The organism is Stenotrophomonas sp. KH_052 (assembly GCF_057838755.1).
On sequence record NZ_CM174475.1, the window covers coordinates 3,093,749 to 3,114,425 of the forward strand.

The 20,677-nt window shown below is 66.0% G+C and carries 16 protein-coding genes; 6 read left to right on the forward strand and 10 right to left on the reverse strand.

Annotation, left to right across the window (positions count from 1 at the left end; translation table 11 throughout):
• Positions 1 to 266: 266 nt before the first annotated feature.
• The 4 genes from AC3ITW_RS14310 (at position 267) to AC3ITW_RS14325 (ending at position 3,424) form a co-directional block, all read left to right on the forward strand.
• Positions 267 to 773 carry a hypothetical protein gene (locus AC3ITW_RS14310; RefSeq protein ID WP_232053961.1) on the forward strand — a complete coding sequence of 169 codons (507 nt, stop codon included), beginning with the start codon at positions 267 to 269 and terminating at the stop codon, positions 771 to 773.
• 12 nt (positions 774 to 785) lie between these two features.
• Positions 786 to 2,207 (forward strand): XVIPCD domain-containing protein, encoded by a 1,422-nt coding sequence (locus AC3ITW_RS14315; RefSeq protein ID WP_100468923.1) that lies wholly within the window; start codon positions 786 to 788, stop codon positions 2,205 to 2,207.
• A gap of 70 nt (positions 2,208 to 2,277) precedes the next feature.
• Complete coding sequence (locus tag AC3ITW_RS14320) at positions 2,278 to 3,054, forward strand: HipA family kinase (RefSeq protein ID WP_100434942.1); 777 nt, start codon at positions 2,278 to 2,280, stop codon at positions 3,052 to 3,054.
• A complete protein-coding gene (locus tag AC3ITW_RS14325; RefSeq protein ID WP_100434943.1) occupies positions 3,032 to 3,424 on the forward strand; it encodes a DUF3037 domain-containing protein in 393 nt (130 codons plus the stop codon). The genes AC3ITW_RS14320 and AC3ITW_RS14325 overlap by 23 nt, the downstream gene beginning before the upstream one ends.
• Before the next feature lie 16 nt (positions 3,425 to 3,440).
• On the opposite strand, the gene AC3ITW_RS14330 is transcribed toward AC3ITW_RS14325, so the two are convergent.
• From AC3ITW_RS14330 to AC3ITW_RS14340, 3 genes are all read right to left on the reverse strand, one after another.
• A complete protein-coding gene (locus AC3ITW_RS14330; RefSeq protein WP_489389668.1) occupies positions 3,441 to 4,871 on the reverse strand; it encodes a serine hydrolase domain-containing protein in 1,431 nt (476 codons plus the stop codon).
• Between the two features lie 118 nt (positions 4,872 to 4,989).
• Positions 4,990 to 5,445, reverse strand: coding sequence for a DUF4952 domain-containing protein (locus tag AC3ITW_RS14335; RefSeq protein WP_489389669.1), 456 nt, complete (start codon positions 5,443 to 5,445; stop codon positions 4,990 to 4,992).
• A 51-nt stretch (positions 5,446 to 5,496) separates the two neighbouring features.
• The gene (locus tag AC3ITW_RS14340; protein WP_065724457.1) at positions 5,497 to 6,402 is read right to left on the reverse strand and encodes a LysR substrate-binding domain-containing protein; all 906 of its coding nucleotides are present in this window, start codon (positions 6,400 to 6,402) and stop codon (positions 5,497 to 5,499) included.
• A gap of 118 nt (positions 6,403 to 6,520) precedes the next feature.
• On the opposite strand from AC3ITW_RS14340, the gene AC3ITW_RS14345 reads away from it, so the two are divergent.
• Positions 6,521 to 7,510, forward strand: a complete 990-nt coding sequence (locus AC3ITW_RS14345) for a zinc-dependent alcohol dehydrogenase family protein (protein ID WP_489389670.1) — start codon at positions 6,521 to 6,523, stop codon at positions 7,508 to 7,510.
• A 42-nt stretch (positions 7,511 to 7,552) separates the two neighbouring features.
• Here the strand turns inward: AC3ITW_RS14345 and AC3ITW_RS14350 are convergent, their stop codons facing one another.
• The 7 genes from AC3ITW_RS14350 to ligA form a co-directional block, all read right to left on the reverse strand.
• A complete protein-coding gene (locus AC3ITW_RS14350; RefSeq protein ID WP_489389671.1) occupies positions 7,553 to 10,075 on the reverse strand; it encodes a membrane-bound PQQ-dependent dehydrogenase, glucose/quinate/shikimate family in 2,523 nt (840 codons plus the stop codon).
• Positions 10,076 to 10,206: 131 nt separating this feature from the next.
• Positions 10,207 to 12,921 (reverse strand): DNA gyrase subunit A, encoded by a 2,715-nt coding sequence (gene gyrA / locus AC3ITW_RS14355; protein ID WP_012511546.1) that lies wholly within the window; start codon positions 12,919 to 12,921, stop codon positions 10,207 to 10,209.
• A 218-nt stretch (positions 12,922 to 13,139) separates the two neighbouring features.
• Positions 13,140 to 14,204 (reverse strand): S-methyl-5-thioribose-1-phosphate isomerase, encoded by a 1,065-nt coding sequence (gene mtnA / locus AC3ITW_RS14360; protein ID WP_012511547.1) that lies wholly within the window; start codon positions 14,202 to 14,204, stop codon positions 13,140 to 13,142.
• Between the two features lie 47 nt (positions 14,205 to 14,251).
• Entirely contained in the window at positions 14,252 to 14,983 is a 732-nt protein-coding gene (locus tag AC3ITW_RS14365) for a DUF3011 domain-containing protein (protein WP_100434947.1), read from the reverse strand.
• A gap of 140 nt (positions 14,984 to 15,123) precedes the next feature.
• Entirely contained in the window at positions 15,124 to 16,080 is a 957-nt protein-coding gene (epmA, locus tag AC3ITW_RS14370) for an EF-P lysine aminoacylase EpmA (RefSeq protein ID WP_100434948.1), read from the reverse strand.
• Positions 16,077 to 16,562 carry a GNAT family N-acetyltransferase gene (locus AC3ITW_RS14375; RefSeq protein ID WP_100434949.1) on the reverse strand — a complete coding sequence of 162 codons (486 nt, stop codon included), beginning with the start codon at positions 16,560 to 16,562 and terminating at the stop codon, positions 16,077 to 16,079. Before AC3ITW_RS14375 ends, epmA begins: the two co-directional genes overlap by 4 nt.
• A gap of 50 nt (positions 16,563 to 16,612) precedes the next feature.
• Positions 16,613 to 19,084 (reverse strand): NAD-dependent DNA ligase LigA, encoded by a 2,472-nt coding sequence (gene ligA, locus AC3ITW_RS14380; RefSeq protein WP_489390368.1) that lies wholly within the window; start codon positions 19,082 to 19,084, stop codon positions 16,613 to 16,615.
• 336 nt (positions 19,085 to 19,420) lie between these two features.
• Here ligA and AC3ITW_RS14385 point away from each other — a divergent pair, with 336 nt between their 5' ends.
• Positions 19,421 to 20,545 carry a pyridoxal phosphate-dependent aminotransferase gene (locus tag AC3ITW_RS14385; RefSeq protein WP_100434951.1) on the forward strand — a complete coding sequence of 375 codons (1,125 nt, stop codon included), beginning with the start codon at positions 19,421 to 19,423 and terminating at the stop codon, positions 20,543 to 20,545.
• The last annotated feature ends 132 nt before the right edge of the window (positions 20,546 to 20,677 follow it).

Here is a 20,677-nt window from a genome sequence, read left to right on the forward strand (position 1 = left end):
TCCATGGACCCGATGCTGACATCGCGCGCGGAATGGTCAAGTGAAGAATGCGCACCCGTTCACCTTTTGTAACGCATTCGGGTGCCTCGATTACGCTTAACCTCTGCTTCATCCGGCTGGCCCTAGGGTCACCCTTCAATCTGCAAGGAACGCACATGCCCCGGTACGCATTCATACGACCGTGGACGCTCGCACTTTCAGCGGCCACGCTCTGCGCCTGCGCACATGCCGCCGACCGCACGCCGACTTCTCAAGGAACCGACACCATGGCCCCCGCCGTATCCGAGACCACTTCGCCCTCCCCGCTCAATGCCGAGCAGTTGCTGCTGCGCCTGCTGGACCTGATCAAGGCCACGACCTCCACCCGCGAGCTCACCGCCGAGCTCCTGTCCGCGGCAATGCAGGCGCCGGCGCAGGTCTTCGGCCCCGGCCACTTCGGCTATGGCGGCACGCTGACACCGGAATGGGGCTATGGACTGGAAGTGCAGCGGGCCGGCACTGCCGACGCGCGGCTGGACCTGAACTTCATGGACACCAGCAGCGATCGCAAGGCCTCGGCTGCGGCGATCTGCCAGGTCGACTTCAACCACTTCGCATCGGCACTGGATGCCGCCGGCTTCAAGCGCGAGACGGTGCGCGGCGAACATGGCCGGGTGATCTACGACCGCTTCGATCGACCGCAGCTGAGCATCAAGGTCGACACCATGCCCGAGAATCCCCACGCCCTCGGCGACGCCACGCATGCCTGCGTGCGTCTTGTCACCGTGCAGTAAGGGGAGCCATCAATGACGATCCTTTCCGCAGAAACGGAACGCCTGCTGGGCGAGTTCGCCGGCAACACCGACGTCACCAGCGACCAGGTCGACAATCTGCGCAGCGTCATCGCGGGCTCGCCCGTGCTGGCAAAGCAGGTGGACGCCGCCATCGCGGCAGGCTATCTGGAACGCTTCGAACTGTTGCCCGCCACAAGCAATGCGGGTGGCACCTACGAGACCGGCACGAAATCCATCAACCTGCCCGCCAGCAGCTTGTCGACCCCGGCTGCGCCGGACAGGTTCGACGCGGCCGAGGTTGCCTTTGTGCTCGGTCACGAGATCCAGCACGGCTTCAACGATGCTGATGTCGAGCGCGCCTACGTGCAGTTCGAAGCCGACGTGGAGCAGGTCGCGGGCCGTACAACGAGCCATGATTACACCGAGGCCATCGGCACCCTGCTCGCGGCCAACCGCCGCGATGAGGCTTCTTCGAACATCGCAGGCTGGAATGCGCTGGTCAGCCAGGTACGTGCCAGCAACCCGGACGCCACCCTGCGCGACCTGTATGAAGCCAGCACCCGCTCGACAGATGTCATCCAGTCACGACCCGGCCCGCCGATCACCTATGCCCCGCACCCGGAGCTGACCCTCAATGCGGACCTGACCATCTCCCCCACCGCAGCCAACATCGAGGGAATGGCCAGGCACTATTATGATCAGGGCGTCAGCACCGGCCTGGGCCATCATGGGAATTCGGACTACCAGAATTTCTACGGCGCCTTGGCGATCGGACTGGCCAGCGAATACGAGGCCGCGAATCCAGCGCCCGATGGCGTCAGCCGGATGGAAGTGAACATGAAGAAGCTGGGCCTGGACGAACGCCTGCTGGAGCAGAACGGACTCAACCTCGGCGAGGGCTCGCCCCCGCGCCAGCCCTACTTCGATACCAGTACCTCGCCGTCGACGCTGCATTACTTCGACCACACTGAGGGCACGCATACGCATGTGCCGATCACCACACAGCATGCGGTGGAGGGCGATGGCGTACCGACGCTGCTTGCGGAAGGCCGTGACCGTTCGCTGCACGAGCAGATCCGCGGCAAGGTAGCTGAGCTGGATGCTGCCAACGGACGCAGTTTCGATGCGTCCAGCGAGCGCCTGAGTGCCAGCCTGCTGGTGCTGGCCCGCGAAAACGGGCTGGACCGGGTCGACCATGTGGTGCTCAGCCGCCAGACCGAGGGTGCGGGCGCGGCGCAGAACATCTTTGTGGTGAAGGGGCCGCTGGATGATCCGGCCTCGCTGCGCGCCTCATCACCCACTGCCGAGGCCGCCCAGCGCCCGGTGCAGGACAGCCTGGATACGCTTGCCGTGGTCAACCAGCGGCAGGCCGATCAGGCCACGCAGGAACAGGTCCGCGTGCAGGAACAGCAGCGCGGTGCGCTGACGCACTGAGGGGGAACGACATGGAGCCGCCGGGACGCGCCCGGCGCTCCCTTGGCGGCACCCACGCTAGAATGCGCGCATGCGCACCGTACATGCCCTCCGCTACATCACTCCCTTACGGGAAGGTGGCTCCCTGCCGGCCGTGGTCGAGACCGACGACGACGGCATGGCCGTGCTGAAGTTCCGTGGCGCCGGCCAGGGACCGAAGGCACTGATCGCCGAACTGATCGCCGGTGAGATGGCGCGCACGCTGGGCCTGCCGATTCCGGAGATCCTGTTCGTGGAGCTGGACCGCGAGTTCGCCCGCACCGAGCCGGATCCGGAGATCCAGGAACTGATCCGCGCCAGCGAAGGTTTGAACCTGGGCCTGGACTACCTGCCCGGTGCGATCAACTACGACCCGGCGGCGATGCCGGTGGATGCCGATCTGGCCTCGCGCATCGTCTGGTTCGATGCGTTCACCAGCAATGTCGATCGCACCACGCGCAACCCCAACCTGATGGTGTGGCACCGCAGGCTGTACCTGATCGATCACGGCGCGGCGATGTACTTCCACCACGATTGGGCCAATGCTGGCGATGCCTGCGAGAAGCCGTTCGTTCTGATCCGCGACCATGTGCTGCTGTCGTTCGCCAGCCGCATCGCCGCGGTGGATGCCGAGCTGGCCGCGCGCCTGACCGATGCCGAGATCGAGCGTATCGTCGGCCTGGTACCGGACAGCTGGCTGGTGAATGAGCCCGCGTTCGACAGCCCGCAGGCCTACCGCCAAGGCTACATCAGTTATCTCAAGCACCGCCTGAAAGTGCGTGCAGTGTTCGTGCAGGAGGCCATCCGTGCCCACGCTGCACACGTATGACTACGCCGTCATCCGCGTGGTACCGCGGGTGGAGCGCGAGGAATTCATCAACGTCGGGGTGATCGTCTCCTGTCCCGGCGCGCGTCATCTGGAAGCGGCCATCGAGATCGATCCGGCACGCCTGCACGCCTTCGCCCCAGCGCTGGACCAGGAGGCGCTGCAGCCGTGGCTGGATGCGATCGTGGCGATCTGCCGTGGAGATGCTACCGCCGGGCCGATCGCGCAGCTGCCGGCGCGTGCGCGCTTCCATTTCCTCACCGCCAAACGCAGCTCGGTCGTGCAGATGTCGAGCACGCACGTCGGCCGCACTGCGGACCCGGCAGGTGTGGTGGAACATCTGATGACGAAGATGGTGCGGGTGCCGGAATGACCGGTACCTGCCGCAGTCACAGCGGCACTCTTCGCGCGATGTAATTGACCACGTTGCCGATCGCATCCGGATCGACATTGGCCAGCCCAACGATCACATAGCCCTGCGCGGGTAGCACCACGATGGCACTGTTCGATCCGGGCGCACCGCCTTCGTGGCCGTACTGATGCCCCCTGCCCTCGCCCTGCACCACGAAGCCGAACCCGTACCAGCCCTTGTGGTTCTGCGCCGTGGTGGCCTGCTGCAGCAATGCAGGTGAGACCAGCCTTCCACTGCGCAATGCCTCGGCGAATTTCACCATGTCGGCCACCGTGCTGTAACCACCACCGGCCGACATGCCACGCCAGGGCAACGACTTCGTTTCACGGATCCATTGCCCATTCTTCTTCGTGTAGGCGACGGCACGCTGCGGGACGTTCACTGTTTCCGGCTCGAAGCCGGTGCCGGTCATGCCTGCCGGGCGCAGGATGTGCTCTTCCAAATACGCGTAGTACGACTGCCCCGAAACCGCTTCGATGATGCGCCCCAATACGATGAAACCATAGTTCGAATAGCTGTCCTCGCTGCCCGGCGTGAACTGCAGCGCATCCCTGGCAAAGCGCTGCACATAATCATCCAGCGTCTTCAACGACGCGGAATACTGTTCGAAATCATCGCCAAAGAAATCACCCAGGCCACTGGTATGTGACAGCAGCTGGCGAACGGTCACGCTGTTGGCAACGGTCTTGTTCGGATAGTCCGGCAGATGCTTGCCGATCGTGTCATCAAGGCTGAGCTTGCTCTCCTGTACCAGCTGCAGGATGGCCACTGCGGTGAACATCTTGTTGGAAGACGCAAGGCGGAACTGCGTACCCACGCCCACTTGAATACCAGCGGTGCGATCGGCATCGCCACCGCGCCAGTCCAGCAGCACGTTGCCGTTCTGTGCCACCTGCAACGCACCCGACAGCGCATCCTGCGCCCGCAGCGCCTCCAGTTTTGCTGTGGCATCGGCCATCAGCGCAGGCAAAGCAACCCTCTCCGGCTTGAACTTGTCCGGCGTTTCAGTGCCTTCGATCTGGAACTGCTTCACATGCGCCGGGCTGGTCGCATCCATGACGGCCGTCACCCACATCGCGCGTTCGCTCAGCTGGCCCATCACCAGCAGCTTCGCCTGGCTGGGCGCGCTCTCGAGTGTTTCCAGCACGCGTAGTGGGCCGGTGCTCTCGCGGAACTCGAGATAGTCCTTGGGAGTGCTTCCCTCCCGCTTCGCATATCTGTCGGCGAATGCCTGCAACGCCTCGAGGCTGCCCGCATTGAAGGCCGCCAGCCAGTCGTCGATGGCATCCTGCGCACGTGGATGCGCATGCTCGGCAGATGTTGCGCCAACTGCCGGAAACGCCAAGGCGATCACCAGGACCCCGCAGGCCAGCGCATTGCAGAGAAACAGGCGTCCAACAGCCCTCATGGCAGTTCCTTTGCGGGGATCCCTGGACGCATCCTAGACGAAGGAACCACCCGCCGCATCCACGCTAGGGGCTCTGCCGCAACACCTCGACGGTGACGTTGAATGCCTCGATGCGATGCTATTCGCTCCGCTCGTGCGGCAGCGATTCCACCCCCATGCTGATCTGGTATCTCACCGCATCCGGACCTTCGCGCCAGTAATAAGGTGCGCCGTTGCTCCAACCACAACAGACGTAGCGCAATGCAGGCAGGCCGAAGGTTGCATGCAGGAAGGCTTCGACCTTCGCTGCGTGGGCACCGACAACGCGGTAGTGGGCCTCGATCGGCTTGATGTAGGAGGCATCGTCCTGGCTGCAACCCACGTATTCCAGGCCTTCTGGTTTCCGGCCCATTGCCTGCAGGAAGTCCTGGCAGACCGTGTCAGGTCGGGCCAGGCCGTCGGCACGACCGTGCGCTTCCCACTCCGCCAGCGCCTGCGCTGGAAGTTCGGCAGCCTGCAATCCGGAGCTGAACAGCAATGCAGGCAGCACCTGCAGCAGGAAGCGCGCGACACGTTGCGGCCATGGAAGCGACATGAGGATGCGATCCTTCGCAGTTGATGGGGACCATGCTAACCGACAGCCTCGCTATCGCCGCGCCATGCTCTGTTCGTTGAAACGCGCCAGACAGAAGTCCAGGAAGCTGCGCAGCTTGGGGGTCAGCTGGCGGTCGCGCGGGTACACCAGGTTGATCCAGGTCGACACCGGCACATGGTCCGGCAGCACTTCCACCAGCTCACCACGCGCCAGCGCGGCGGCAAGCATTTCGTAGGGCTGCAGGATCAATCCCAGTCCGCCCACGGCCGCAGTCAGCAGCGGCTCGGCCTGGTTGACCATGAAACGGCTGGACACCGGTACGGTCAGCACGCTGCCGTCGGCATCGCGGAAGCTCCAGCGGGTACGGATGATCGAATGCGCGAAACCCAGGCACTCATGACGGCTCAGATCGGATGGGTGCGCGATGGCCGGACGCGATGCCAGGTAAGCCGGCGATGCGCACAGCACCAGCGGGTACGGCCCCAGCCGTCGCGCCACCAGCCCGCTGTCGGCCAGATCACCTGTACGGAACACCAGGTCGTAACCGTCTTCGACGATGTCCACCAGGCTGTTGGACAGGTTCAGATCGACCTGCACGTCCGGGTACTGCTGCATGTAGGCGACCACCGCCGGACCCAGTGCGTGCACACCGAAGGTGACCGGCGCGCTGATGCGCAGGCGCCCCATCGGCCGCCCGCGCGCCACCTCAGCCAACTGCTCGGCGCCCTCCACTTCTTCCAGGATCACCCGCGCCCGCGCCAGATAGGCCTGGCCGAAGTCGGTCAGGCTCTGCTTGCGCGTGGTGCGGTTGAGCAGGCGCACGCCCAGATGCTGTTCCAGTGCCTGGATATGCTTGCCGACCAGTTGTGGCGACAGGTCCAGTGCATCGGCCGCGGCAGCGAAGGAGCCAGCCTCGGCCACCTTGGCGAAGGTCCGCAGGGGAGCGATCAGGTCCATTACAAAGAATTATTTTTCAATGAAACGCGAGATTACCCCTTATTCTGGATACAGACCAAGCGCACAGTAGACCCCACCTTCCCGCCGGCCCCTTCGCCGGCTTCTCATTGGAGCCCCCATGACCCAGGTTGTCCGCATCCACGAGTATGGCAACGCCGATGTCCTGCGCATCGACGACATCGACGTTCCCGCCCCTGCCGCCGACGAGATCCAGATCCGGGTAAAGGCCATCGGCCTGAACCGCGCCGAGGTGATGTTCCGCAACGGCGCCTACCTGCAGGAAGCGCAGTTCCCCAGCCGTCTGGGCTACGAAGCGGCCGGCGTGGTCGAAGCCGTCGGCAGTGCGGTGAGCGGGTTCGCAGTCGGCGACGCCGTCAGTGTGGTTCCGCCGCTGGATATCGCGCGCTGGGGTACCTATGGCGAACTGGCCAACGTGCCGGCGCGGCTGGTGGTCAAGCATCCGCAGGCACTGGGCTTTGAAACGGCGGCCGCGGTGTGGATGCAGTACGTCACCGCCTGGGGTGCGTTGCTGGAGCAGGCGCAGCTGGCTGCCGGGGATTTCGTCATCATCACCGCCGCCAGCAGCAGCGTCGGCCTGGCCGCGATCCAGATCGCCAACGCGGTAGGTGCCACGCCTATCGCCGTGACCCGCGGCCCGGGCAAGCGCCAGGCTCTGCTTGATGCCGGTGCCGCCCATGTCATCGCCACCCAGGAACAGGATCTGGCGGCCGAAGTGGCGCGCATCACCGGCGGCGCCGGCGCCCGTGTGGTGTTCGACCCGATTGGTGGCCCGCAGTTCGTGCCGCTGACCGAAGCCATGGCGCGTGGCGGCATCCTGCTGGAGTACGGCGCGCTGAGCCGCGAACCGACCCCGTTCCCGCTGTTCAACGTGCTGGGCAAGTCGCTCACGCTGAAAGGCTATCTGTACTCGGAAATCGTCTCCGACGATGCCGCGTTGGCCCGCGCCAAGGCCTTCATCGTCGACGGCCTGGACAAGGGCGTGCTGGTGCCGATGATCGCAAAGGTGTTCCCGTTCGCGCAGATCCAGGACGCACACCGTTACCTGGAATCGAACGAGCAGATCGGCAAGGTGGTGGTGACGGTGTAATCCAGCGTCATGCAACGGGGGCGGCCCGCCGCCCCGTTGCGGTTATCTGGGCAACGCGAACGCCATCACGTAATCGCCGTTCGGGGTTTCCATGAAGTGGTGGCCACCGGCCATGATCACCACGTACTGGCGTCCACCCTGCTCGTACACCATCGGGTTGGCCTGCCCACCCGCCGGCAGCTTGGCATGCCACAGTTCCTTGCCGGTCTTCAGGTCGATGGCGCGCAGCAGGTCATCGGTGGCGGCAGCGATGAAGATCAGGCCGCTGGCGGTGACCACCGAGCCGCCATTGTTGGGCGTACCGATCTCGATCGGCAGGCCGGAGCGGATCCCGAACGGCCCGTTGCCGCGCGCACTACCGAATGGGCGGTCCCACAGCAGTTTGCCGGTGCGCAGATCGATGGCACGGATGCCACCATAGGGTGGCTGCTTGCACAACAGCCCGGTGAACGGCAGCCGCCAACCTGCGTTCACCTGGATGCCATAGGGCGTTCCCACCTGCGGATCGCCTGCCCCTTCAGCGCCGCCCTTGTCGACGCGGATCTTCTCGCGCGGCAGCCAGCCCATGCGGTCGGCCTCTGCGCGCGGCACCAGCCGGTTGTAGTTGGGCATGTCGTTGTAGTTGGCCACGATCACGCCACGGCGGGTATCCACCGCCACGCTTCCCCAGTCCGAACCACCGTTGTAGCCGGGGTACTCGATGGAGTGCCGATCGCTGCTGGGCGGCGTGTAGAAGCCTTCGTAGTACGCCTTGCGGAACTGGATGCGGCAGACCAGCTGGTCGATCGGGGTGATGCCCCACATGTCGCGCTCGGTCAGGTCATGCTCGCGGCGCAGCGTGTGATACAGCGAGAACAACTGGGTGGGCGAACGCTGCTCGGGCTCGACGCCACCGACGGGCACCTTGCGCTCTTCAGCAGCGGTCAGCAGCTGGCCGTTGCGGCGGTCGAGGATGTACATGTCGCCCTGTTTGGTCGGCAGCAGGATCGCCGGCACCTTGCCGGCCGCCGTCGGGTAGTCGATCAGGCTGGCCTGCGAACCGAGGTCGTAGTCCCACACATCCTTGCGTACCGCCTGGAAATGCCAGACCGGCTTGCCGGTGGCCACGTCGATCGCCACCAGCGAGGTCGAATAGCGGTTCTGGTTTTCGCTGCGTGAGCCACTCCAGTAGTCGCCCGCCGAGTTGCCCAGTGGCAGGTAGACCAGGCCCAGCGCCTCATCGCCGGTCGCGGTGGTCCACATGTTCGGCGTGCCGCGCGTGTAAGTCTGCTCGCGCGGCGGCAGGCCGTTGCGCTCGGGCTGGTCCATGTCCCACGCCCAGCGCAGTTTGCCGGTGATCGCGTCGTAGGCCTGGATCACGCCCGAGGGCGCGTCGCGGCGCTGCCCATCCAACACCTGGTGACCGGTCACGATCACGCCTCGCACGATTGCCGGTGGCGAGTTGATCGACACGTAGCCAGGGGGCACTTCGCCCATGCCAAGGGTGATGTCGACCTGGCCGTTGTTGCCGAAGTTGGCGCACGGACGGCCGCTGTTTGCGTCCACCGCGATGATGCGGCCGTCCAGGGTGCCTTCGATGATGCGGGCCCAGCACGCGGGATGACTGCCCGGCGTAGCGCTGCGGGTGACGCTGGGCGGTGGTTCGGGCAGCGCCAGATCGGCCGCGACATCGGCCAGCGCCGCATCGGCCATCGTAGGCGCGCTCGGCTGCTCGTAGTAGCTCACGCCACGGCAGGCGGCGGTGTACGGGATCGAGGCGTCCTTCACCTTCGGATCGAACCGCCACAGTTCCTTGCCACTGGCAGCATCAAGCGCGATCAGACGGTTGCGCGCGGTGCACAGGTACAGGCGGTCGCCGACCTTCAGCGGCGTGGTTTCCGCGCCCCAGCGCTTCTTCGGCAGGTCACCGGTGCGAAACTGCCAGGCCGGCTGCAGCGTGGCCACATTGGCCGGGGTGATCTGCTGCAGCGGCGAATAGCGGGTGCCCGCATTGCTGCGGCCCCACGCCGGCCAGTCGCCCTCGGCGGGCTGGTCAGCCGGCTGCAGGCCAGTGGTATCGCGCGTAGGTTCCAGCCCGGCGCTGACTGCGCCTTCCGGGAACGGCAGGTGCCCGTCCACTTCACCATGCGGGGCGAAAGCCAGGCCGAAGGCGGCCACGAACACCAGCATCAGCACGCCCGCCACGCTGCGCGACAGACGTTTTGAAACCGGCTCGCGCAGCGTCGGCGCCAGCAGCGCCAGCACGATACCCAGCGCGGTCACCAGGCCCAGCCGTGGCACCCAGCGCCAGTAGTCGCTGCCCGACTCCCACCAGGTCCACAGCAGCGTGCCCACGAACACCAGTGCGTACAGCAGTGCGCCACTGCGGCGGTTGCCGAACAGCAGGATGCCACTGACCAGCAGCCCCAGGCCGGCGATGGCGTAGTACGCCGAGCCACCGAGGCTGAGCAGCCACGCACCGAGCCCGCCGATGACCAGGCCGAGCACGACCAGCAGCAGCGACAGCACGGTGACCAGAGGATGGCGGGGCGGAGGCGCGGAAGCAGACTGCGGCGTGGCGGACATCGTCGATCTCCGGGGGCAGCATGCGCCGTTATCCCACCGCCGATGTGAAGCGCGCGCGTATGTGCAGGCATCGGATACGACGACGCCGGCACAGGGCCGGCGTCGTCGGGTACCTCAAGCGCGCGGCAGGATCACTCCTGTGCGGCGTCCTCGCTGCTGGCAGCAGCCGGGGCGCCGTCGGTCGCGGCCGGGGCGGCGACAGCCACCTCGTCCTCGTCCTCGTCGATCGAGGCATCCATGCGCTCCACCGCCTGCAGCTTCTCGTCCTTGGACAGGCGGATCAGGGTCACGCCCTGGGTGTTGCGGCCGACGCGGCTGATTTCCGAGCCACGCGTACGCACCAGGGTGCCACCATCGGAGATCAGCAGGACCTCGTCGCCCGAGCCCATCAGTACCGCGGCGACCAGCTTGCCGTTGCGCTCGGTGGTCTGGATGCCGATCACGCCCTGCGTGCCGCGGCCCTTGCGCGGGTAGTCCGGCAGCGGGGTGCGCTTGCCATAGCCGTTTTCAGTGGCGGTAAGGATGTACTGCACGCTGGCGTCATCGGCACCGTCGATCACCGCATCGCCATTGGCTGCGGTTTCCTCGACACCGTTGTCGTCCTCGTTCTCGTCCTCGCTGCCACCGGCACTTTCGGCCACGATCAGGCTGACCACTTCTTCGCCGGCCGGCATCTTGATGCCGCGCACACCGGTAGCGGTACGGCCCATCGAACGGACCTTGTCCTCACCGAAGCGCACGGTCTTGCCGTTGGAGGCGAACAGCAGGATGTCGCGCTCGCCGTCGGTCAGGCCGACGCCGACCAGGGCATCGCCCTCGTCGAGGTTGATCGCGATCTTGCCGCGCGCCAGACGGAAGGCGAACTCGCCCAGCGGGGTCTTCTTGACCGTACCGTTCTTCGTGGCGAAGAACACGAACTGGCCATCAGCGTACTCACGCACCGGCAGTACGGCCTGCACGCGTTCGCCCGGCTCCAGCGGAATCCAGTTGATGATCGGACGGCCGCGGGCATTCGAACCGGCTTCGGGCAGCTGGTAGACCGGCAACCAGAACACCTTGCCCGAACTGGTGAAGGTCAGCAGCGTGTCGTGCGTGTTGACCAGCCACAGCTGTTCGATGAAATCCTCTTCCTTGGTGGACGCTGCACTGCGGCCACGACCACCCCGGCGCTGCGCGCGGTACACGCTCACCGGCTGGCGCTTGACGTAGCCGGCGTGGGAGACGGTGACCACCACGTCTTCCGGCGCGATCAGGTCGAGGATGTCCAGGTCTTCTTCGCTGTGGCGGATTTCGGTACGACGCTCGTCGCCGAACTCGGCCTTGACGCTGATCAGCTCTTCGCGGATCACCTGCAGCAGGCGATCGGGATCTTCCAGGATGTGGATCAGCCCGGCGATCACTTCCAGCAGTTGCTTGTATTCCTCGGTCAGGCGGTCCTGCTCCAGCCCGGTCAGGCGGTGCAGGCGCATTTCCAGGATCTGGGTGGCCTGGATCTCGGTCAGCTGGTAGCCGCCTTCGATCAGGCCCACACCCTTGGGCAGGTCATCCGGACGCGAGGCTTCGGCACCGGCAGCGCCCAGCATCGAACCGACCAGGCCCGGCTCCCACAGGCGCGCGAGCATGCGCTCACGGGCTTCGGCGGGGTTCGGCGAGGTCTTGATCAGTTCGATCATCTCGTCGATGTTGGCCAGCGCGACGGTCAGGCCTTCCAGCACGTGGGCACGGGCGCGCGCCTTGCGCAGCTCGAACACGGTGCGGCGGGTGACCACTTCGCGACGGTGGCGGACGAACGCCTCCAGCATCTGCTTGAGGTTCATCAACTGCGGGCGGCCATCGACCAACGCCACCATGTTGATGCCGAACACCGATTCCATCTGGGTCTGCTGGTACAGGTTGTTCAGCACAACCTCGGCAGATTCACCGCGCTTGATCTCAATGTAGATGCGCATGCCGTCCTTGTCGGACTCATCGCGCAGCTCGCTGATGCCTTCGATCTTCTTTTCCTTGACCAGCTCGGCGATCTTTTCGATCAGACGCGCCTTGTTCACCTGGTAAGGAATTTCAGTGACGATGATCGATTCGCGGCCGTTGTCGGCCACTTCGATGTCCGCCTTGGCACGGATGCGCACGCGGCCACGGCCGGTGCGGTAGCCGGCGATGATACCGGCGGTGCCATTGATGATGCCGGCAGTCGGGAAGTCCGGGCCCGGGATGTACTCCATCAGGCCGTCGACATCGATTTCCGGGTTGTCGATCAGCGCGATGCAGGCGTTGATCGACTCGGTCAGGTTGTGCGGCGGGATGTTGGTGGCCATGCCCACCGCGATGCCGGCCGAACCGTTGACCAGCAGGTTCGGGAACCGGGTCGGCATGACCGTCGGCTCCAGTTCCTTCTCGTCGTAGTTGGGCTGGAAATCGACGGTTTCCTTGTCGATGTCCGCCATCAGCTCATGCGCAAGGCGCGACATGCGCGCCTCGGTGTATCGCATCGCCGCAGCGGAATCGCCGTCGACCGAACCGAAGTTACCCTGGCCATCGACCAGCATGTAACGCAGCGAGAACGGCTGCGCCAAGCGCACCAGCGTGTCGTACACCGACTGATCGCCATGCGGGTGGTACTTACCGATGACGTCACCGACGATACGCGCCGACTTGAAGTAGGGCTTGTTGCTGTGCGCGTTCAACTCGTTCATCGCGAACAGCACACGACGATGCACCGGCTTGAGGCCATCGCGCGCATCTGGCAGCGCGCGGCCCACGATCACGCTCATGGCGTAATCGAGGTAGCTCTTGCGCATCTCGTCTTCCAGGTTGACCTGGATGATTTCCTTGGCGGTTTCTGCCATTCGGGTTCCGTTGTCTGGTAGCGGTCCAGTCCGGCGCAGCCCTCTGCGGGAGGGGGTCGTGCCGGAACCTCGATTCAACCTGTGGATACTACCACAACAGGCCGTTCCCTGCCTCCATTTACGGGGATTTTACCGGCACAAATCAGGAACTTAGGGGGCTGCCGGCCAGCGGCCGGCACTACCGGGGGCGGAGCTCACGCTGCCCCCTCCCCTGTGCCTCAACCGCCGAAGGCGGCGCGCATGTTCCCGGCGGTCGGGTTCAGGATCACGCCACGCTCGGTCACGATGGCGTCGATCAGCTCACCCGGGGTCACGTCGAATACCGGGTTCCAGGCGGCGATGCCCTCGGCCACGGTGCGGGTGCCGCCCACGCCGTACAGCTCGCCCGGGTCACGCTGCTCGATCTCGATCTGGCTGCCATCCACGGTCTCCATGTCTACCGTGGAAGACGGGGCCACAACCATGAACTTCACCCCATGGTGGCGGGCGGCGATGGCCAGCTGGTAGGTGCCGATCTTGTTGGCGGTATCGCCATTGGCGCAGATGCGGTCGGCGCCGACGATCACCCATTGCACCGCGCCGGTCTTCATCAGGTGCGAAGCCGCCGAGTCGGCGATCAGCGTGGCGTCGATGCCATCCTGTTGCAGCTCCCACACGGTCAGGCGCGCGCCCTGCAGCCACGGCCGGGTCTCGCCAGCGAACACGCGGGCGATGCGATGCTGGGCCATGCCGGCGCGGATCACGCCCAGGGCGGTACCGAAGCCAGCGGTAGCCAGCGAGCCGGTGTTGCAATGGGTCAGCACGCCACTGCCCGCTTCGATCAGGCCCGCACCGAGCGCGCCCATGTGGCGGTTGGCGGCCAGGTCTTCCTCGGCGATGGCCTGCGCCTCCGCCTCCAGCAGCGCCTTCCAATCGGCACCGGCGGCACTCAGGCAACGACGCATGCGCGCCAACGCCCAGGCCAGGTTCACCGCCGTCGGGCGCGAAGCATTGAGCCGCTGCAGCGCAGGTTCCAGCTGCTGCAGGGCATGCGCGCCATCGGCAGCCTGCACGTCCCGCGCAGCCAGCACCACACCCCAGGCAGCGGCAATGCCGATCGCCGGCGCGCCGCGCACGGTCAGCGCATGGATCGATGCAGCAACCTCGTCGCTGTCATGGCAGACCACGTGTTCAACCACAAACGGCAGCTTGCGCTGGTCGAGCAGTTGCAGGGCTTCGCCGGTCCACAGGATCGGGCGGATGTGGTCGTAACGGGCGTAGTCGATGTCGGAGGCAGTGTTCATGAGCCCATTGTAGGGCCAGGCCCCGCGTGGTTGGAGCCTGCCCGGACTCAATTCACCGAGAATTCGGCACGGCAGCCGCCGTCCACCCAGATCCCGTTGCGGCTCCAGCCCCAGGTGCTGCCCTCTTCGCACGGCGTGCTGGACAGCTGCTGGGTAACGACCGCTCCAACGGAGATGCTGGCACCGCAGAAGCGGCGCTTCTTCGACTTCGATTCGCAGGTCAGACGCCGCGGCACGTCGACGAAACGACCCTCGTCGTCGGCCACTTCGAAATCGCCCTGGCAGCCACGCGTGGTCCAGACTTCATTGCGCTTGTAGCCCCAACCCTGCCCTTCCCGGCACGGAAGCACCGACAGCTGGCGCAGCAGGCGTACCGGGGCGCCATCGAGCCGCACCGGGCAGCTCTGCGGGCGACCGTTGGACTCACAGCGCACAACCCGGCGCACGAGGCGCTTGCCCTGGGTGCTGGCCGGTGCTGCCGCCCCCTGCGCACGGCGTGCGCGGAACTCGGCACGGCAACCAAGGGTGACCCACACACCACTGCGGTCGGTCCCCCACTCACTGCCGCGGATGCAGCTGTTGCTGGACAGCTGGCGGACCAGGTCGATGCCGTTGCTGACATCGATATCGCAGTGCACCCAGGCCATGTCACGCGATTCGCAGGTCACCACTTCGCCGCCATAGCCGGCCTGCTGGGCCAACGCCGACGACGGTGCGAACACCCCCCATATCGCGAGGGAGTACACCGGTGCAGCGACGACCGCGAACCACTTGACCAAAGGCTTCCCCACGAGACTGGATGAACTGCCATGCCAGTGTGAGGCACGTGGGATGATGAGAGCATCATCCTGCTTGCTGAATCAAGCGCGAAATCCGTCGATTCCGTTCAGCCTGAAGATTTCAGAAAGACCCGAAAAACTCAGGCGTGGGCAAAATCGTAGGCCAGCACATCGGCGATGCGCGGCGTGCGGTTCATCGCCATCAGCAGGCGATCGATGCCCACCGCCACGCCGGCACAGGCCGGCATCGACGGCAGCGCTGCCAGCAGTGCCTCATCCAGCGCCGGCTGCACCTGCCCGCGCTCATGCCGACGCTGCAGATCACGCTGGAAGCGCGCACGCTGCTCCTGCGCGTCATTCAGCTCGTGATAGCCGTTGGCCAGTTCCACCGCACCCAGGTACAGCTCGAAACGCTCGGCCAACGGCGGCGTGCCGGGGCGGATGCGCGCGAGCGCGGCCTGGCTGGCCGGCCAGTCATGGACCACCGTCATGACCGCGTCATCGAAGTGCGGTTGGATGTGGTGCGTCATCAGCAGGTCCAGCCAGTCGTCGCGGGTCAACCCGACCGGATCGATATGCACGTCGCCCAGTGCGGCACGCAGCGCGGCTTCGTCGGCATCGAACGGATCCACGCCTACATGCTGCTGGAACAGCTCGCGATAGCTCATCACGCGCAAGCGGGCACTGCGCCCGACCAGCGCCAACGCCTGCCCGACCAGCTCGGCGGTTTCCTGCACCAGCCGATGGTGATCCCAGCCGACCCGGTACCACTCCAGCATGGTGAATTCAGGATTGTGGCGACCACCCGCTTCGCCATTGCGGAATACGCGGCCCAGTTCATAGCAGTCGCCGACGCCCGCAGCGAGCAGGCGCTTGAGCGGATACTCCGGCGAGGTGCGCAACCAGCGGCGGCGGCCACCGGCATCGACATGCCCGGTGAAATCGGTGTGGAAGCTGTCGATGTTCGGCTCGGTATTGCCGGCCACCGACAGAATCGGCGTTTCCACCTCCAGCACCCCGCGCTCGGCGAAGAAGCGCCGCACCAGCGCATTGAGCCCGGCCCGCTGTTGCAGGTTATGCAGCAGCGCCGCGCTCACAGGATGCCTTCCGGACGTGGGTGATCAAGCGGCAGGGTCAGCAGGTCGCGGGTGTCATCGATGTAACCACTGGCCAGGTACAGGCGTCGGGCCAGTTCGTTGTGGTGGTTCACTTCCAGGCGCAGGCGGCTGACGCCACGACCGCGTGCGCGCTGTTCGCAGATCGCCAGGGCCTGTTTGCCGCGACCACGACCGCGCGCGCGATGGCTCAGGTACAGCTCGTCCAGCAGCATGAAGTGACCGCCCTGCTCCAGGCTGAAACCCATCGCGATCACCGCATAGCCGACCACCTCGCCGGCTTCGTCCAGCCACAGCAGTACTTCACCGTTGCGCGGGTCGGCCAGCAGTGCATCCACACCACGACGCACGCGTGCATCGTCGAACGCGATCTTGTCTTCGGCGTAGAACTCGCGCATCAACGCGATCAACAGTTCCTCATCGGCACGGGTGGCCAGGCGGAAATCCAGCGGGGCGGTCTGCATCGGTGTTCCTTTGTATTTCATGCCGGGCGCAGAAGCGCCCGACGGGGGCTTCATTCGTGTTCGGCGAGATAGGCCAGCAGGCGGTCTTCGTCCCACACCGGCACGCCCAGCGACTGCGCCTTGTCCAGCTTGGAGCCGGCCTCGGTACCGGCCACCACGAAGCTGGTCTTCTTCGAGACGCTGCCGGAAACCTTGGCACCCAACGCTTCCAGGCGCTCCTTGGCGGCATCGCGGGTGAGCTGGGCCAGGGTGCCGGTCAGCACCACGGTCTGCCCATCCAGCGGGCCAGCCACGATCTCCGCAAGCGCGGGGGCCTTGGCCAGAATCTGCCGCATCGCTTTCTCAGCAGCCAGCAGCATCGCGCCATGGCCCTCGGCATCGAGCCACTCGGCCAGTCCGCGTGCGGTGTCGTCGGGCAAGCCGGCGTTGACGAACTGGCCATGCTCGGCGTCGAGCACTGCCTGCGCGCTGGGCAACGCAGCGACCAGTTTTTCCGCACGCAGGCGGGTGATGCCGGGAATCTCCGATTCCACCAGCAACTGCGCCAGGTCCAGGCCCTCGCGCAGCTTGGCGCTGGGGGCATGTGCATCGCTGATGCGCACCTGGCCGACCTGCAACAGATCATCGATGGCCTGCTGGTTGCCCTGCTGTTCGAAGAAATGACCGAGCGAGCGGGCTACTTCGCCACCGATGTCCGGCACGCGCTTGAACAGCGGCCACGGCAGATGGCGGATCAACTCCAGATCACCAAACCACTGCGCCAGCGCCTTGGCAGTGCTTTCGCCGACGTGTTCGATGCCCAGTGCGAACAGCAGGCGTTCGAGCGTGGCAGCACGACTGGCGTCGATCGCCGCGATCAGGTTGTCAGCCCACTTGGTGGCGATCTTCTTCGTGTTCCATTCAAAGCTGGCCGGCTGCACCAGTGCCTGCGCGCGCCAGCCCGGATCGTTGCCGTCCAGCTTGAGCACGGCATTGAGCACCGCGCCGCTGCCTTCGGCAGGCAGATGCAGCTTCAGTGCGGCAGCCAATGCCGAAGGATCTTCGGCATCCAGCACCAGTTTCAGGTGCAGCAGCTGGTCACGGCTGAGCCGGTACAGATCGGCCACGCCCTTGACGATGCCGGCGTCGACCAGGGTCTCGATGTACTTGTCGCCGAGACCGTCGATGTCCATCGCGCGGCGCGAGGCGAAGTGCGCGATGGCTTCCTTGCGCTGCGCTGGGCAGGACAGCTCGCCCGAACAACGCCACGCCGCCGCTCCCTCCTCGCGCACGATCTCCGAGCCACACACCGGGCACTGCGTCGGCATCTGCCAAGGCGTGGCGCCCTGCGGACGGCGGTCGAGGATGACGCTGACCACTTCCGGGATCACGTCACCGGCACGGCGCACGATCACGCTGTCGCCGACGCGCACATCGAGGCGCGCGATCTGGTCGGCATTGTGCAGGGTGGCATTGGAGACGATCACACCGGCCACGGCCACCGGCGCCAAGCGCGCGACCGGCGTGGCGGCACCGGTGCGGCCGATCTGGATCTCGATCGCTTCCACGGTGGTGCTCTGTTCCTGCGCCGGGAACTTGTGTGCGATGGCCCAGCGCGGTGCGCGCGACACGAAGCCCATCGCCTGCTGCCCGGCGCGGTCGTCCAGCTTGTAGACCACGCCGTCGATATCGAACGGCAGGCCGTCACGGCGCTCGCCGATGTCACGGTAGTAGCCAAGCAGGCCATCGGTGCCATCCACCACCCTGCACAGCGCACTGACCGGGAAGCCCCAGCTGCCGAGCTGCGCCAGCGTGCCCGAATGGGTATCGGGAAGCTCACCACCCTGCACCTCGCCGGTGCCGTAGGCAAAGAAACTCAGTTTGCGCTGCGCGCTGATCTTCGGGTCGAGCTGGCGCAGCGAGCCGGCCGCAGCATTGCGCGGATTGGCCAGCACCTTGCCACCCTGCAGGCGCGCACGCTCGTTGTAGGCCTCGAAGTCGGCGCGGGCCATGTAGACCTCGCCGCGTACTTCCAGCACATCCGGCCAGTCCTTGCCGTGCAGGCGCTTGGGGATATCGCCGATCTCGCGCAGGTTGGCCGTCACGTCTTCGCCGGTGCTGCCATCACCGCGGGTCGCGCCCAGTACGAAATGCCCCTCTTCGTAGCGCAGGCTGATTGCCAGGCCGTCCATCTTCGGCTCGGCCGAGAACTGCAGGCTGCGGCGGCCCAGGCGCTCATCGATGCGACGCACGAAATCGGCCACTTCCTCATCGCTGAAAGCATTGGACAACGACAACATCGGCACCGCGTGGCGCACCTCGGCGAAACGGCCCGAGGGACGCGCTCCTACCTGCTGGGTCGGGCTGTCGGCACGGGCCAGTTCCGGATGCTCGCGCTCCAGCGCTTCCAGTTCGCGCACCATCCGGTCGTAGTCGACGTCGGGGATCTCCGGTGCATCCAGCTCGTGGTAGGCGCGGTTGGCCTGGGCGATCTGCCGGCGAAGGTCTTCGGCGCGTTCGGCGGGGCTGGGGCTCATCGGGATCCGGTGGTTCTGGGATGGCCGGGGATTCTACCGCGCCCGACCGTCAGGCCCTGTAACGCCCCCGCCTTTGTAGCGTCGAGCTTGCTCGACTGGTGCTCCCTCGCTCTGGCACGTGCCAACCACTCCCCCACCCTGATACGTGCCAACCACTCCCCAGCTCTGGTACGTGCCAACCACCCTCCCGCTCTGGTAGGTGCCAACCACCCTCCCGCTCTGGTAGGTGCCAACCTTGGTTGGCACATCTGCAGTCAAGCATGGTTCGACTCCACAAAAAGCAGCTTGCCGCCCATCCCCACCGGCGCTAGCGTGCGACGGTCGCCCTTCGGAATCCCACCCGTGACCCTGCCTGCCTCCCGTCGACGCTTCCTGCAACTGGCCGGTGCTGGCCTCGCCGTCGCCGGCACCGGCCTGCCGCAGCTCGGCCATGCCCAACCCGCGACAGCCGCCGCCCCAGCCCCTGCCGAAGGCGCCGTACTACTGAACTTCAACGAATGCCCGTACGGCCCCTCGCCCGCCGCCCAGCAGGCGGCGCGCGACAGCATCGCCAGCTGCGGCCGCTACCGTTTCGCACTGGCCGGTCAGGTGCGCGACGCCTTCATCGAACAGGCGCGCATCCCGGCTGATCACGTGCGGCTGTATCCGGGTTCCAGCGAGCCGCTGAACCGCGCCGCCGTGCTATGGACCGGCCCGCAGGCGGGGCTGGTAGTGGCCGACCCGACCTTCGAGACGCTGGGCGAGGTCGCCGCCGCACACGGTGCACACGTGCAGAAAGTGCCGCTGCGCGAGGACGGTGCACACGACCTGCGTGCGATGGTCGCCGCCGCACACGCACGCCCGACCGGGCTGCTGTATGTGTGCAACCCGAACAACCCGACCGGCTCGATCAGCCCACCGGATGAGCTCGCTTGGCTGCTGGCCCACAAGCCCGCTTCCACCCGCGTGCTGTTGGACGAGGCGTATCTGCAGTACAGCGAACAGCCGAGCCTGATCGCGCAGGTGGCGCAGCGCGATGACCTGATCGTGTTGCGCACGTTCTCCAAGCTATATGGCATGGCCGGCCTGCGCCTGGGCGTGGCGGCCGCACATCCCGACCGCCTGCGCGAACTGGCCAGCCTGGGCGACAACCCGCTGCCGGTGCCGGCGCTGGCGGCGGCACTGACCAGCCTGCGCGATCCGCAGTTGATTCCACAGCGCCGCCTGCAGAATGCCAAGGTGCGCCAGGCCACCATCGCATGGCTGGGCAAGCGTGGTTTCAGCTGCGTGCCGTCGGAAGCGAACTGCTTCGTGGTCGACGTGCAACGCGATGGCAGCGCGTTCGCCAAGGCGATGGCGGACAACGGCGTGGTGATCGGACGCAGCTGGCCGATCTGGCCACAGCGCGTGCGCGTGACCGTCGGCACCGAAGAAGAAATGGCCGCGTTCCGCCATGCGTTCGCGAAGGTGGCCGGCGTGCCGGCCTGATCCTGTTGGTGGGGGCGAACCTTGGTTCGCCCCATCCACGCATGGCGTGGATCTACTGTTGTGGGTGCCGACCTGGGCCCCTGTAGAGTCGAGCCATGCTCGACTGGGGCTTTCCCTACAAGCCTTACCGCA

Coding starts and splice junctions, on each gene's coding strand:
- AC3ITW_RS14375 (WP_100434949.1), bottom strand. CDS start 16,562: ATGCAGACCGCCCCGCTGGATTTCCGCCTGGCCACCCGTGCCGATGAG.
- AC3ITW_RS14345 (WP_489389670.1), top strand. CDS start 6,521: ATGACCCAGGTTGTCCGCATCCACGAGTATGGCAACGCCGATGTCCTG.
- AC3ITW_RS14315 (WP_100468923.1), top strand. CDS start 786: ATGACGATCCTTTCCGCAGAAACGGAACGCCTGCTGGGCGAGTTCGCC.
- AC3ITW_RS14310 (WP_232053961.1), top strand. CDS start 267: ATGGCCCCCGCCGTATCCGAGACCACTTCGCCCTCCCCGCTCAATGCC.
- AC3ITW_RS14350 (WP_489389671.1), bottom strand. CDS start 10,075: ATGTCCGCCACGCCGCAGTCTGCTTCCGCGCCTCCGCCCCGCCATCCT.
- AC3ITW_RS14330 (WP_489389668.1), bottom strand. CDS start 4,871: ATGAGGGCTGTTGGACGCCTGTTTCTCTGCAATGCGCTGGCCTGCGGG.
- AC3ITW_RS14340 (WP_065724457.1), bottom strand. CDS start 6,402: ATGGACCTGATCGCTCCCCTGCGGACCTTCGCCAAGGTGGCCGAGGCT.
- AC3ITW_RS14335 (WP_489389669.1), bottom strand. CDS start 5,445: ATGTCGCTTCCATGGCCGCAACGTGTCGCGCGCTTCCTGCTGCAGGTG.
- mtnA (WP_012511547.1), bottom strand. CDS start 14,204: ATGAACACTGCCTCCGACATCGACTACGCCCGTTACGACCACATCCGC.
- gyrA (WP_012511546.1), bottom strand. CDS start 12,921: ATGGCAGAAACCGCCAAGGAAATCATCCAGGTCAACCTGGAAGACGAG.
- AC3ITW_RS14320 (WP_100434942.1), top strand. CDS start 2,278: ATGCGCACCGTACATGCCCTCCGCTACATCACTCCCTTACGGGAAGGT.